The 13,246-nt window shown below is 46.5% G+C and carries 16 protein-coding genes; 8 read left to right on the top strand and 8 right to left on the bottom strand.

Features of this window, described 5'->3' with window-relative positions; translation table 11 throughout:
- Nucleotides 1-29: 29 nt before the first annotated feature.
- Both IPM09_04895 and IPM09_04890 read left to right on the top strand, forming a co-directional pair.
- Nucleotides 30-353 carry a hypothetical protein gene (locus IPM09_04895; GenBank protein QQS21819.1) on the top strand — a complete coding sequence of 108 codons (324 nt, stop codon included), beginning with the start codon at nt 30-32 and terminating at the stop codon, nt 351-353.
- The gene (locus IPM09_04890) at nt 353-2,041 is read left to right on the top strand and encodes a hypothetical protein (protein QQS21818.1); all 1,689 of its coding nucleotides are present in this window, start codon (nt 353-355) and stop codon (nt 2,039-2,041) included. The genes IPM09_04895 and IPM09_04890 overlap by 1 nt, the downstream gene beginning before the upstream one ends.
- Here IPM09_04890 and IPM09_04885 read toward each other — a convergent pair.
- From IPM09_04885 to IPM09_04875, 3 genes are read right to left on the bottom strand one after another with little or no spacing between them, the layout of a single operon-like run.
- Nucleotides 2,038-2,997, bottom strand: coding sequence for a class I SAM-dependent methyltransferase (locus IPM09_04885; protein ID QQS21817.1), 960 nt, complete (start codon nt 2,995-2,997; stop codon nt 2,038-2,040). The genes IPM09_04890 and IPM09_04885 overlap by 4 nt on opposite strands.
- On the bottom strand, nt 2,997-4,181 hold the full coding sequence (locus tag IPM09_04880; protein QQS21816.1) for an ABC transporter ATP-binding protein: 1,185 nt from the start codon (nt 4,179-4,181) through the stop codon (nt 2,997-2,999). The genes IPM09_04885 and IPM09_04880 overlap by 1 nt, the downstream gene beginning before the upstream one ends.
- On the bottom strand, nt 4,182-4,991 hold the full coding sequence (locus IPM09_04875; GenBank protein QQS21815.1) for an ABC transporter permease: 810 nt from the start codon (nt 4,989-4,991) through the stop codon (nt 4,182-4,184).
- A gap of 29 nt (nt 4,992-5,020) precedes the next feature.
- Between IPM09_04875 and IPM09_04870 the strand changes: the two genes are divergently transcribed.
- The 5 genes from IPM09_04870 to IPM09_04850 are packed head-to-tail and all read left to right on the top strand — an operon-like array spanning nt 5,021 to nt 9,326.
- The gene (locus IPM09_04870; GenBank protein ID QQS21814.1) at nt 5,021-6,046 is read left to right on the top strand and encodes a glycosyltransferase family 2 protein; all 1,026 of its coding nucleotides are present in this window, start codon (nt 5,021-5,023) and stop codon (nt 6,044-6,046) included.
- A complete protein-coding gene (locus IPM09_04865; GenBank protein QQS21813.1) occupies nt 6,046-7,107 on the top strand; it encodes a hypothetical protein in 1,062 nt (353 codons plus the stop codon). Before IPM09_04870 ends, IPM09_04865 begins: the two co-directional genes overlap by 1 nt.
- A complete protein-coding gene (gene sucD / locus IPM09_04860; GenBank protein ID QQS21812.1) occupies nt 7,104-7,967 on the top strand; it encodes a succinate--CoA ligase subunit alpha in 864 nt (287 codons plus the stop codon). Before IPM09_04865 ends, sucD begins: the two co-directional genes overlap by 4 nt.
- A 17-nt stretch (nt 7,968-7,984) precedes the next feature.
- Nucleotides 7,985-8,932: a glycosyltransferase family 2 protein gene (locus IPM09_04855; GenBank protein ID QQS21811.1), complete on the top strand. Its 948-nt coding sequence runs from the start codon at nt 7,985-7,987 to the stop codon at nt 8,930-8,932.
- A gap of 25 nt (nt 8,933-8,957) precedes the next feature.
- Nucleotides 8,958-9,326 (top strand): GtrA family protein, encoded by a 369-nt coding sequence (locus IPM09_04850; GenBank protein ID QQS22475.1) that lies wholly within the window; start codon nt 8,958-8,960, stop codon nt 9,324-9,326.
- Here the strand turns inward: IPM09_04850 and IPM09_04845 are convergent.
- Nucleotides 9,323-10,081 carry a hypothetical protein gene (locus tag IPM09_04845; protein ID QQS21810.1) on the bottom strand — a complete coding sequence of 253 codons (759 nt, stop codon included), beginning with the start codon at nt 10,079-10,081 and terminating at the stop codon, nt 9,323-9,325. The two genes, IPM09_04850 and IPM09_04845, sit on opposite strands and share 4 nt — an antisense overlap.
- A 31-nt stretch (nt 10,082-10,112) precedes the next feature.
- Here IPM09_04845 and IPM09_04840 point away from each other — a divergent pair, with 31 nt between their 5' ends.
- On the top strand, nt 10,113-11,204 hold the full coding sequence (locus tag IPM09_04840) for a glycosyltransferase family 4 protein (protein ID QQS21809.1): 1,092 nt from the start codon (nt 10,113-10,115) through the stop codon (nt 11,202-11,204).
- 5 nt (nt 11,205-11,209) lie between these two features.
- Here the strand turns inward: IPM09_04840 and IPM09_04835 are convergent, their stop codons facing one another.
- Genes IPM09_04835 through rpmH form a run of 4 tightly spaced genes read right to left on the bottom strand, consistent with a single transcriptional unit; the run spans nt 11,210 to nt 13,207 of the window.
- A complete protein-coding gene (locus IPM09_04835; protein QQS21808.1) occupies nt 11,210-11,671 on the bottom strand; it encodes a KH domain-containing protein in 462 nt (153 codons plus the stop codon).
- Nucleotides 11,672-11,673: 2 nt separating this feature from the next.
- A complete protein-coding gene (locus IPM09_04830; protein ID QQS21807.1) occupies nt 11,674-12,624 on the bottom strand; it encodes a YidC/Oxa1 family membrane protein insertase in 951 nt (316 codons plus the stop codon).
- 51 nt (nt 12,625-12,675) lie between these two features.
- Nucleotides 12,676-13,023 (bottom strand): ribonuclease P protein component, encoded by a 348-nt coding sequence (gene rnpA, locus IPM09_04825; GenBank protein ID QQS21806.1) that lies wholly within the window; start codon nt 13,021-13,023, stop codon nt 12,676-12,678.
- A 46-nt stretch (nt 13,024-13,069) separates the two neighbouring features.
- Entirely contained in the window at nt 13,070-13,207 is a 138-nt protein-coding gene (gene rpmH, locus IPM09_04820) for a 50S ribosomal protein L34 (GenBank protein QQS21805.1), read from the bottom strand.
- Nucleotides 13,208-13,246 lie beyond the last annotated feature (39 nt).

Raw genomic sequence — 13,246 nt, 5'->3', positions numbered from 1 at the left:
GCACGGGCAGTTTGGCAAAGGAGGAAGTTGTGAACAAGAGCACCTCGACTCCTGGTGACTCAAATGATGGTAGTATCCCCGTTGTCATAACGGCTATTCAGCCGGGCGATACGGTACTAATCCGTACTACAATCGGTATTATAGCGACAGAAGGAACCTGCGTATTAAATATGAATGGCCCAGACGGGAAAACATACCGTGGTTCGACAGGAATCCAGGCAATGTCATCAACCTCTACTTGTAAGGGCTTTAACGTGCCACTATCTGAACTATCCTCGGGTAAGTGGACCATCACTATTAGTGTCAAAAGCGCCGGTGCTTACGGCTCGGCAACAGCTGAGGCTACACTGTGATGAGAAAAATGTTGGCCGCCTTGGTCTTCGCGACACTAGCTTCGGCATCCGTATCGGGACAGGCAAATGCTATCGCGTTCGATCCGGGCAGAATAATCGACGATGTTATATTTACCAATAGCTCCACTATGAACGTCACCCAAATCCAAGATTTTCTTAACAGCAAAGTTCCTATCTGTGATACGGATGGCACCCTCCCCGCTTCAGACTTTGGGAGGCCAGACCTAACACACGCACAGTATGCATCATCGCGAGGCTGGCAATCACCACCGTATATATGTTTGAAAAATTTTTCTGAAAACAGCAAGTCAAGCGCGCAAATATTATACGATGTGTCTCAGCAGTACCAAATCAATCCACAGGTATTCCTCGTTCTATTACAGAAGGAGTCTGGTCTCATCACCGACACCTGGCCGCTAGATTGGCAGTATAGATCCGCCACTGGATATGGCTGTCCAGATAGCACGCCTGGCGTATGCGACTCTTCATACCGCGGTTTTACAAATCAAGTGACCTGGGCTGCTAGACTTTTTAGGTCGGTTATCGACCAGAGCCCTAGCTGGTACTCACCATATATAAAGGGTGCTAACTATATTCAGTGGAATCCCAATGCAGCCTGCGGTGGCTCCACGGTCAACATTCAGAACTGGTCAACTGCTGCGCTATACGACTACACACCGTATCAACCAAATGCGGCAGCGTTAAATGCTGGGTATGGAACGGGTGACTACTGTAGTGCCTATGGTAATCGAAACTTTTGGCTATATTTTACTAACTGGTTTGGCACAACAATAGGAGCAATGCATAATGGTGTCGATTATTCACCAGTCTTCGACGCAACCTTCTACTTAGAAAATAATCCTGATGTTATGCAGGCAACGGGCGGTAACGCCGCTTATGCCTTTCAGCATTTTATTACTTACGGCATGCGCGAAGGACGAATAGGGTCAGCAAACTTCAATATAAATAGTTACCGTAATGCCAATGCTGACCTGCGTCTTATTTATGAATCAAACTTGCCTGCGTACTATGTTCATTTCAGTCTATTCGGTAAGAATGAGGGACGGATTACTACAGGCAACGTGCAGATGACACCCGTAACGAAGTATGGTGGCGTTGACTATTCATCGGTATATGACTTCGCATCATACCTCTCTCTTTACCCAGATCTGGCTCAAGCATATGCAGATAACGATGTGGGAGCGATAAAGCATTTTGTTGGACAGGGTATCATCGAGGGTAGACAAGCAAACAGTGCATTTAATGTCACAAAATACCGCGCTAGCTACTACGATCTACGGCTGGCATTTGGAGCAAATATCCGCGCATACTACCTACATTACATTACGAATTGCAGGCGAGAGGGTCGTAGTGGTAATAACGATACGCTCGGTGGTATAACAAAGCTAACGGGTATCGATTATTCACCCGTCTACTCCTTCGACACATACTCACACTATAATGCCGATCTGATGGCGGCTTTTGGCACAACGCTCAATGATAGCGGCTCTCTAAGCCATTTTGTTAATTACGGGATGAGTGAGGGAAGGGTGGCAAGTCTTACTTTCAATGTTTTTATCTATAGGGCGCGCTATCCCGATCTTCAGGCTGCATTTGGCAACAATCTAAAGCCATACTATCTGCATTACATTACAAATGGAAGGCTTGAAGGAAGAATCGCAATCTAGCGTGGACTGTGTGGAGATTTTGTGACGCGATGCTTGACTGTACGAACCTTATTGAGCAACCGGTAGCCCCTCGACCCAGTAATCTCGGCTATTCTTCTGTCCTTTTCCTTATTAACATTTTTTAACTCTTCTACGTGTCGACTCTTGTCGGCAACAAGCAACTTCAGTTCGCTATTCTCTTCTTCAAGCTTCTTTTTTTGCTTCCACTGTTTATAATCTTTGGTCTGCAGCTCTCTATCACTATAGTGCTCACCTACCGCGGCGATATATTCGACAGTCTCCGTAATTTCACGATTACTACAAAGTAGGTAGAAGTAGAGGTGCTGATCTCGCGTTTTCTTAGTAAGATTAAGCACCTTCGTCGCAGTGTCACTGCCAAGGTCATGCTCGGAACCAACGGCAACATATTTCCATGTCGATTGGAAGTATGAATCAATGTTTTTGTAGTATTGCTTGAGGAGCTTCACTAGCTCATCATATTTAAATTCATGTAGATGAAAGTGGTTACCCTCGGCAAATTCAACATCATTCGGTGTAGATATCAGCAATAAGCCGTCAGGCTTAAGTATCCGACGAACCTCGTCGAGAAACTTCCTATAGTTTTTTATATGCTCAATCGTCTCAAACGTCACTACAATATCCACACTGTCGTCATCCAGAGGAATACTCTCACCATCACCTAGGCGGTATTCAATATTCTTACCGCTAAAATACTCCTGTGCATAGCCTATCGCATTTTTATTGATATCAACACCGTACACGAACTTGGCGGTTTCAGCCAGCATTTGAGTACCATACCCGGAGCCACTTGCGATATCGAGTACTGTTTTACCCGATACAACTTGCTTTGCGGCAATATAGCGAGTGACGTGTTCCGCATATATCAGCTTGTCTTTATGGAACTCTGGCACCATGCGCTCATAATCGTTTACTAGTGTGTTGTTGCTTTTTGGCATTATGTTATCACCTCATTCATTACAACTGATATCTGCGGGTCCACCACCCCGCCTGTTATTTCGTGTTTCTTTACGCTAAATGAGACCGCTTTATTTACCCACTGGTAGTAGCGTGTAACAGATAGATCACAGCAGGCAACACTAATATTATAGCTACCATCTGATAAGATATTCTGAAATTCCCACTCTAAACTCACTTTATCACCCTTTTGTATTGGCTTGGTCTTTATATTTTCCTTTAACGTATTTGCTTCAAGAACGTTTGTTCCAGCATTATTATACAAAGTAATGCCATACACGGGCGGCGGTAGGTTCTTGTTTGCCATATATGTGGTTTTGATCGTAACTCGTTCTGTACCCACCTTTACCTCGGCATTATACAGCCTCAGACCTCCCTCTCCCCATATATCTTTCGATTGCTCAACAGTTGATTCGTCGGCTTGCATGAATAATTTTTGATATTCTTGCGCAACATCATCAACATTGCCTATTTTTACTATCTTACCCTTCTCAAGCATAATTGCCTTATCGCAGTATCTCCTAACCGCATTCATATCGTGGGTAACCAGTACTACTGTCTGCTTTTTTCCCTTCAGTGACATGAAGTAGTCGTAGCACTTCCTTTGAAATGCCGCATCACCAACAGCCAATACCTCATCGAGTAACAATATGTCCGCCTCAGCCTTAATAGCTATAGAGAACGCAAGTCGAACTTGCATACCGCTTGAATAGTTCTTTAGCCTCTCATCCATAAAATCGTGCAGTTCAGCAAATTCAACAATGTCGTCATACATATCTAGCATGTCGCTGCGACTAAAGCCGAGGAGCGCCCCATTTAGGAATACGTTTTCCCTGCCGGTTAACTCCGGGTTGAAACCAACCCCTAGTTCAATAAACGGGATCAGGCTCCCTGTGATACTTACACTTCCCTCATTCGGTGTATAAATGCCCGCTATCGTCTTTAGTAGCGTACTTTTACCAGACCCGTTTCGCCCAACTATGCCGAAAAAGTCGCCTTTCTCAATCTCAAAAGATATTCCATCCAGTGGCGTAAAAACCCGATAGCCCTTACGTCCTCTCATGGTATTTATCAATTTCTGCTTTAATCCACTAGTTGCTTCTAGGGGAATCTTAAAAGACTTCTTAAGATTCTGAACCTCTAGTGCAGCCTGCTTTGTTTGCATCTAGATCATCTCCGCAAAATACTTTTGAGTAGACCTGAAGTAGTATGAGGCCATCATGACTACGCCGCCAATTAGGATGAAGGGAATCGCGATACGCCAGTCGGCCACAACTTGATAAAGCGTTACTGCTTGATTTGTCACAAGCACATGTCGGACATCTTGGATAACTTGCGCGACAGGGTTTAGCATAATCCAACCCGCTGCTGCCGGCGCCTCTTTAATAACCATCTGTAAAGGATATAGCACGGGTGTTGCATAGAATGCCGCCTGTAGAAATATCTCCCATAGATAACCGACATCGCGATATTTTGTGTTTATCGCTGCTAAAAAGAAGGCTATTCCGAGGGAGAAAACATAAAGCTCTATTAGTAGCGGAAATACGAGCAGTGCGTCAAAAGTAATCACTACGCCATTCAGTAAACTGAATATAAAGACCACTATCATATTGATAGCGAGGTTTATGAGCGCTGAAACCGTGCCCGATATCACAATGATATACTTTGGAAAATTAATCTTCCGTATAAGGTCGCCCCTCGACACGATAGATTGCAAACCCTGAATAGTCGCCTCTGTGAAGAATCCCCACAAAACCACACCCAACAAAAGGTATACTGGAAAGTGTTCGATATCTCTACCAAGGCGAAGAAACTTCTCGAATACAATGTAAAGAATCACGAAAAGAAATAGTGGCTTTAGCACACTCCATGCATACCCAAGTACCGATCCCTGATAGCGTAACTTGAAGTCAGTTACAACAAGCTCACGCAATAGGATCCGATTTTTCCTACTCGCAATATTGGATAGTTTCATATCTATAGGGTCCATTATATGATAAGAAGGTGACGAAAAACAGACTTGCAATTATTGTTCTCAATTGGAACTGCGCCGAAGATTCTCTCCGCTGCGTTGATTCGCTGCTTACACAGGAGTCGATTAAGCCAGATATATTTATCGTTGACAATGCCTCAAGCGACAATTCGGTAGAACAAATTCGACAATATATCGTAACCAAGGATACCGACCACTTACGGCTCATCGAAAGCCCGAAAAACGATGGATACACTGGGGGAAACAACCTTGGTTTTACTGCTGCGCTAGAGGCGGGGTACCAATTCATTGGTACGCTCAACCCCGATGCAGTCGCCGATAAAGCCTGGACGGATTCATTGATTAGAGAGCTCGGACAGCTGCCAGAAGCGGGTATTGTAACTGGCATTCTAGCCCGAAGCGACCATGAGCATGTTGATAGTACGGGTGATTTCTACACTACTTGGGGTATCCCTGGTCCGCGCGGACGCAATACTAAGCTAGTAGATGCACCAAAAGATGCCGAATGCATATTTGGTTCGACCGGCGGGGGGTTTGTTGCGCGGGCTAGTATGCTGCGCGATATTGGGCTTTTTGATGAGAAATACTTTATGTATTTTGAAGATGTCGACCTGAGTTTTCGGGCTCAACTTGCAGGTTACAAGGTTCGCTACACTCCTAAAGCAGTTGCGTATCATAAAATCAGTGCCAGTACCAATAAGGTGCCTGGTCTTGCGACTACCCAAACGTTTAAAAACCTGCCGATGCTGCTGACAAAAAACGTGCCCCTCTACCTTTGCCTCCACATATACCCTCGGTTCGTTCTCGCTTACTTTTTAATCCTCGGCCACGCCGTCGTAAAAGGACGGGGCGGGCCGGCAGTAAAAGGCTTCCTGCTTAGCTGGACACTCATCCCGCATATGTTCAAAGAGCGCTGGCGAATTCAGAAATCGCGCCGGGTTAGCGATGACTACATAGACAGCATTATTCTGCACGATATCCCGCCCGAACAAACTGGTCTGCGGAAATTTAGGAAACTATTTACAGGGAAGAGCTAGTGAAACTACTCGAATACGAAGCCAAAAATCTACTTGGAGCAGCGGGAATAAAGGTTCCAAACGGAATTGTTGTGGTGGCGAGTCGTAATCTTAGTACAATTAGCCTACCTGCGGTGATGAAATCCCAAGTACCCGTCGGTGGGCGCGGCAAGGCGGGTGGAGTAAGGGTAGTAAAGAATGAAAATGAGCTTCACCGAGTGGTCAATGAGATTTTCGAACTTGAGATTAAGGGCTACCGCCCGCGCTCACTATTAATTGAGGAGTTGCTCGTTATTAAACACGAATACTATTTGTCGCTTGTCATCAATCGTGAGCAAGGCACCATTGAACTAGTAGCACATCGCGAGGGCGGCGTGGAAGTTGAGTCGCACCAGACAGACGAATTCTTTCGCCGCAAGCTTGATGACGATAATTGCGAAGGGGTTGGCGACAGCCTCGCCGACTACTTAGAACTGCCCGAGAAATCGTTTGTGTTGCAAACTATGGTGGAGGAGCTTTATAGCTGTTTTGTTACTAACGATGCGACTCTGCTCGAAATCAACCCCTTGGTCCTAACGGACGATGGCAAGCTGGTGGCGGGCGACTGCAAAATGCTACTCGATGATGCGGCTATGTTCCGGCACCTGGATTGGGACTTTGAGGACAAACCGGCCGACTCTAATTTTGTGACACTGAACCACGAAGGGACCGTGGCGACGATTGCCAATGGCGCGGGCCTGGCGATGGCCACCGTCGATGCTGTTAAAGACGCCGGGCTCACCCCCGCCAACTTCCTCGATATTGGCGGCGGCGCCACAACTGAAAAAGTAGTCGAAAGCTTTCGGCGCATCACTCAGTTCCCGCACGTCAGCGCAATCATTATCAACATTTTCGGCGGAATTGTGCGCTGCGACACGGTGGCGCAGGCGATTATTGAAGCAAAGCGCCAGCTGCCAGAGTTACCCGCGCTCTATATACGACTAAGCGGTAACCGCAGCCAGGAAGCCGCCGAACTATTAGCTGCCGAGCAGCTCACGCTATACGCTACCCTCGAAGGTTGCTTGGAGGCAATGAAATCATGAGCCCTACCGTGTTTACCGGTAAAAACGTCATTGTACAGGGTATCACCGGCACCCACGGCGCCTTTCATACCCGCAACATGATTGCCTACGGCACGCCTATTGTCGCCGGCACGTCGCCTACTAGAGCTGGTACATTGTTCGATGACACGATTCCAGTGTACGCTCGCATAGTCGACATTCAGCGCGACATGCTTGTCGATATAAGTGTCGTGTTTGTCCCAGCCGCTCATGCTAAAGCAGCGATATTTGAAGCAATTGACGCCGAGGTGCCGCTGATCGTTTGTATTACCGAAGGCATCCCGGTACACGATATGTTGGCCGTGCGAAAAAAACTAGAGGGAAGTCGGTCGACGCTCATTGGCCCCAACTGCCCGGGCGTGCTAGTGCCGGGCAGCAATTTGCTCGGCATCATACCGGCCGCGCTGGCAAGCCAGGGCGACACGGCCGTCGTCAGCCGTAGCGGTACGCTCACCTACGAAGCCATGGATTTACTGACACGCCACGGGCTCGGCCAAAAATACATCATTGGCATCGGCGGCGACATGGTACGTGGCACTGGGTTCACGGAATGTCTCGAACTGTTCGAAAACGACCCCGCCATCACGCGCATCATCATGATCGGCGAAATCGGGGGTACTGAAGAAATTGCTGCTGCCGACTATATTCGCGAGCATGTCAGCAAGCCCGTCTATGCCTATATCGCCGGTCACTCGGCCCCAGCTGGGGTGCAAATGGGTCACGCCGGTGCGATCCTAGGCACCAACAAGCTCGAAACTGCTGCCGCCAAAACTGCCTATCTGGCCGAACAGGGCTGTCACACCGCCAAAAGCATTACCGAGCTTATCGCAAAGGTAAAATAGCGCTATAATAGATCGTAATGAAAAAGCTTATTTCTATCCTTATTCCTGCCTACAACGAAGAAGAAGTGTTGCCAATGCTGATGGAGCGGCTTGGCAAGCTCGCTCACGAAAATAGTAGTTATGATTTTGAATTTCTATTTATCAATGATGGTAGCCGCGACAACACACTTGAACTGATTAAAAAATACGCCGCTAGCGACAAACGTATTAGTTACGTCAACTTCAGCCGCAACTTTGGCAAAGAAGTCGCGATGTGTGCTGGCTTCGACTTCGTCAAGGGTGATGCTGCTGTGATCATCGACGCTGATTTGCAAGACCCACCAGAGCTCATACCCCAAATGATTGAGTATTGGGAGCAGGGCTATGATGATGTCTTTGCGCGTCGTCGTAGCCGGGCGGGCGAGAGTATACTAAAAAAGCAAACTAGTAGGTGGTATTACAAAATTCTTCAATCAAGTACCCGCATCCCGATACAGGTCGATACTGGTGACTTTCGCCTTCTCGACCGCCGCTGCATCGAGGCGTTACGCTCATTCCGAGAGAGCGAGCGTTATACGAAAGGTATGTTCAGTTGGATAGGATATAAGAAAAAGGAAATTCTCTACGACCGCGACCCGCGGGCGGCTGGCGAAACAAAATGGAATTACGCCAAACTCATCAATTTGGCTATCGATGGTATCACCAGCTTTACTACTGCACCGCTACGGATTTCGTCGTTCATTGGAGCAATTATCTCATTGATTGCGTTTGTGTATATTATTTATCTGCTACTACGGCCCCTTTTTGGTGTACCAACAGTACCCGGCTACGCTTCGACTATGGCAGTTATATTGTTCATGGGCGGCGTGCAGCTACTGAGTATTGGCATTATTGGCGAATACGTTGGCCGGATATTTAACGAAACCAAGAACCGGCCGCTCTACCTCGTCGAAGAGTATCACGAGGCTGTTCGTGACAAAAAATAGCCGCCAGATAGGACGTTTTGGGCTGGTGGGTATCATCAATACCGCCATTGATTTTGGCGTGTTATTTATCTTAAAATTCCTTGGCTTACCAGTTGGGCTTGCTAATATCATTTCGACAAGCGCTGCTTTTAGTTTCAGTTTTTTTGCTAATAGGCGCTATACGTTCAAGTCGAGCGGCGCCAATATTGTGCGCGAAATGCTACTTTTTGTTATTGTGACACTATTTGGGCTATGGGTATTGCAAACAGTGGTCATTCAACTTAGTCTGCCAGCATTCTCAGTACTAACTGGACATACAGATACGGGGCTGTTGTTAGCAAAACTCCTCGCTACCTGTGTATCACTAGTTTGGAATTATATTTTCTATGCAAAATTAGTGTTTAGAAAACACTAACGTTTATAGTCGTCTTGTAGACGTATAATGTCGTTTTCATCTGAGTGATGCCTATTGTCAGTGTGCTGCCAAATTTCAGCTACCAGTGTGTAGTTTTTACTATAGGGCTCCGAGCAAAGGCGGTGTCGCTCCCCCGCATCAAACTGCACGACTTGTCCAGCCCTGCCATGAATCAGTATGTCAGGCATAGCGTCATCATGGCTACGATAATAGGCGCCAGCGGTCAAAAATCGCCAGCGTTCCGCTCGCCGACTATGGTACTGCCAACTAAGCCGATGCCCTGGTGCCACTAGTAGGAACTTTGGGCTCAGCTCGACATCTTTGCGGCCAAGTTTAGCTTCAACAAGACTAAGCCCTGGGAAAAATTCCTGAACAAAACGCTCGGCATCATCACTTGCCATACGGTAGTATGCACCCCACGGCTTTTTCAAATCTTCTTCAACGATATAATAGCCAAGCTCCTTTATCCGGTCATGCACCATTTTGCGCGCTATCTCTATAGGAGTATCGACGACCAGCTTAGGAAAGTTCTTCGCCATAAAGGCACTAACACTTCGGTATACTTCACGTGCCTTATAGCGAGCATTCTGTGCTTCCGACTCAACAATCAATAAATCTTTTCCGCCAAGCGCATCGCGCAACCCGCGCCGTAGCCGCCATATAAAGACACGGAAAGGGGTGGTCTTACCCAGCTCTACGGCAGCAATAGCCTTAACCGACAAAGATGGTTCCTTTTTTTCACTTTGCTGTTTCATGGTATCTATTATAATACCGTATACTAGCAATATGCATATTGTTATCGATGCACGGATTATCAACAGTTCGACTGGCCGCTATATCGAGCGGCTACTTACCTATCTACAAACAATCGATCACGACAATCACTACACGGTACTTGTACCATCTAAAGACATGTCATTTTGGCAGCCAACCGCCAAAAACTTCACCCTTCAAGCGGCTGATTATGCTAATTATTCATTCAACGAACAGTTCGGTTTCAAAAAATTTCTCGAACGACTCGAGCCAGACCTTGTGCATTTTTGTATGCCACAACAGCCGGTTCTTTACCGAGGTAAAACTATCACTACATTCCACGATCTCACCCTCCTAAAAACATGGAACAGTGATAAAAATTGGATTGTCTACCATATAAAACAGCTTGTTGGTCGCCTTGTGTTTTTCTATGTAGCTCGTAAAAACACTGCTTTACTTGTCCCTTCTGAGTATACGAAACAAGACTTGTTGCAGTTTAGTCACGTATCGCCCACAAAAATTACCGTAACCTATGAAGCGGCCGACATTACCCCTACTCAAGCCGAACCATACCCCCTGCCCTACAAGCACTTCCTGCTGTATGTTGGTCAGCAGCCTGACTACAAGAATATTCGTCGCCTCGCTGCAGCTCATCAAAAATTACTAGCTGCTTATCCTCACCTCGGGCTTGTACTTGCCGGGCGACTAAAGGACGATGCGAAGGCAAACCGAAATTACTTTGAAAAGCAGGGGTATAAGAATATTCATTTTACAGATTATGTGTCTGATGAGCAGCGCGACTGGCTTTACCAGCACTGCGAGGCCTATTGCTTCCCTAGCCTTATGGAAGGGTTCGGCCTACCAGGCCTTGAGGCTATGGCCCATGGTGCCCCGGTCGTCGCGAGTAACGCAACTTGTATTCCTGAAATTCTTGGCGATGCCGCACTCTATTTTGACCCTTATAGTATCGACGACATCGTCCATTCGCTGCAACAAATTATTTCTAATAAAAAACTTCGCTCACAGTTAGTGGCGCGCGGATATAGTCAGGTAAAAAAATATTCGTGGCGACGAACAGCTGAACAAACGCACGCCGCCTACCTTGACGCGCTGCGTCATAATTAATGCTGCTATGAACTCTTCTGAGCAATGATAATATGACGTTCGCGACCTTCGCCTTCACTGAAAGTCTGAATATCGGAATACTCCTGAGCAACACGGTGGACGATGCGACGGTCGGCGGCATTAATACGAGCAATATGGCTATCACCAGTTGCACGAACCTCCTCGATCCAGCCACGAGCTTTTTCGGCAATTTTTTCTTCACGCTGCTTTTTATAGTCGGCAACATCGACATTGACTCGCACTAGGCTAGCCCCCTGGTTCCGTAGCGCCGTACTAATAACAAACTGCAGGCTGCGCAGCGTTTCGGCATTACGACCAATCAATATACTATTTAAGTCACTTGACTCAACGTGGAGTTCGATGATGTCTTCTTCGTTTGTTGCGGTAACTTCAATATTCTCGCCGAAAAACGATACGATGTCTTGTAGAAACTTGCGTGCAAATTCAATTGATTCTTGTTGGTTCATACTTACCTACCTTTCACCTTGCGGTTATCTTTGGCTTTGATACGGGTGATGTTGCCTTGCTGGGCCTTTTTAGCTCGCGCTACCCCACTCGGGACAGGTGATGTCTTCGGGGTCTTTCCTGGTATTGTTTCTCCGGCGATCCCTTCAAGTTCTTCACTATCTTTACCAAGTAGGTAGTGTTGTTGCGCAACCGCAACAAGGTTGGAAACAGTGTAGTAGAGTGCTAGCGCACCCGGTAGGCTTACCATAATGAAGAACATCATAATTGGCATAATCTTCATCATATTTGCCATCATCGCAGCACTCATCTCGCTGGGGTCAGCTTCTTTACCGGCGGCAGTATCGGCCATAATATCCCTAAACCGCTTACTTGACTTACCGGTTGGCGAGGTCTGTTTGGTCATAATATATTGTGTCACTGCAGCGATAATCGCTAGCACCAGCAATGCGATATCAACACCTTGACTACTAAAAGCAGTTTTAGTGATGTCGATAAATCCAAGCATTGAATGATTAAAATTATTCGGATCAGAAATAATTTGTTGAATAGCGGGTATAGACTCTAGTCCGTCATACATATTTTTCGCCACTTGATCACGGTGCATTGTGATGACTTGAATAACCATGTAGAGTCCAATAAAAATCGGTAACTGAACTAATAGGATTAAAATCGACCGGAACGGGTTAATACCATATTTTTTGTATAGTTCCATTTGCTGCGATGCTTCAAGTTGCTTATTGCCACCCGCAGCAGCTTTAATTTTTTTCAGTTCAGGCTGCATTTTGCGCATCATTTTTGTCTGATGCAACTGACTGCGCACAAGCGGATACATAAGTGTGCGTACTATGATAGTAAAAAGGATGATCGCGATACCAAAATCACCGCCAGGAATGATGCTATAGAGTAGCATTAATGCGTTGAAAATAGGGTGAACAATCAGTGTATCAAACATTACAAAAACTCCTAGACTTTCTGTTATTATACCACCTCTTGCACCGACACACTAGGTGATAACACGGCTTCGCTGCAAGAGTTCGTGGAGTACAGTTACCAGTTCCTTGTGTTCAGCTGATAGGACTTCAGCGCTTGTCACAATCACCGCAATATCATGTGCCGTCGTAATAGATGGTAGCTCTTGGCGAAGCACCTCATAAAGACGTCGACGAATACGATTTCGGCCAAAGGCACTCTTGTGTACTTTTTTACTCACTACCACTGCAAGACGTGATGATTTGCGATGAGGATTAGCAATTGCTTTAACAATAAAATAGTGCGACCGAGCCGCATCGGCGTTTTTATAAAGGTAGCGAAGGCTTCCATACCCATGGAAACGGAGGTGCTTGGCAATCATTGTTCTAGTATAACAAAACCGCCCCGACTCTTGGGGCGGTTAACCGTTAAATCGCAACTTTAGCGCGACCTTTTGCGCGTCGTCGCTTGAGTACAGCGCGGCCCGCCTTTGTCGCAACACGAGCGCGAAAACCGTGGGTTTTAGCACGGTGACGTGTGTGTGGTTGGTAGGTTCGTTTTGGCATATCTTTAGTATTATACCTCTATAGCTCACTTTAATCAAT

This window comes from Candidatus Saccharibacteria bacterium (assembly GCA_016700015.1).
Lineage (GTDB): Bacteria > Patescibacteriota > Saccharimonadia > Saccharimonadales > Saccharimonadaceae > Saccharimonas.
Note: the sequence above shows the minus strand (reverse complement) of the source record. Positions and strands in the feature narration are given on the sequence as shown.

Bases quoted from the DNA above. Each gene is read 5' to 3' on its own strand.
- IPM09_04890 (QQS21818.1), top strand. From the start codon at position 353: ATGAGAAAAATGTTGGCCGCCTTGGTCTTCGCGACACTAGCTTCGGCA.
- rnpA (QQS21806.1), bottom strand. From the start codon at position 13,023: ATGATTGCCAAGCACCTCCGTTTCCATGGGTATGGAAGCCTTCGCTAC.
- IPM09_04835 (QQS21808.1), bottom strand. From the start codon at position 11,671: ATGAACCAACAAGAATCAATTGAATTTGCACGCAAGTTTCTACAAGAC.
- IPM09_04840 (QQS21809.1), top strand. From the start codon at position 10,113: ATGCATATTGTTATCGATGCACGGATTATCAACAGTTCGACTGGCCGC.
- IPM09_04880 (QQS21816.1), bottom strand. From the start codon at position 4,181: ATGCAAACAAAGCAGGCTGCACTAGAGGTTCAGAATCTTAAGAAGTCT.
- IPM09_04885 (QQS21817.1), bottom strand. From the start codon at position 2,997: ATGCCAAAAAGCAACAACACACTAGTAAACGATTATGAGCGCATGGTG.
- IPM09_04875 (QQS21815.1), bottom strand. From the start codon at position 4,991: ATGAAACTATCCAATATTGCGAGTAGGAAAAATCGGATCCTATTGCGT.
- sucD (QQS21812.1), top strand. From the start codon at position 7,104: ATGAGCCCTACCGTGTTTACCGGTAAAAACGTCATTGTACAGGGTATC.
- IPM09_04855 (QQS21811.1), top strand. From the start codon at position 7,985: ATGAAAAAGCTTATTTCTATCCTTATTCCTGCCTACAACGAAGAAGAA.
- IPM09_04830 (QQS21807.1), bottom strand. From the start codon at position 12,624: ATGTTTGATACACTGATTGTTCACCCTATTTTCAACGCATTAATGCTA.
- IPM09_04845 (QQS21810.1), bottom strand. From the start codon at position 10,081: ATGAAACAGCAAAGTGAAAAAAAGGAACCATCTTTGTCGGTTAAGGCT.
- rpmH (QQS21805.1), bottom strand. From the start codon at position 13,207: ATGCCAAAACGAACCTACCAACCACACACACGTCACCGTGCTAAAACC.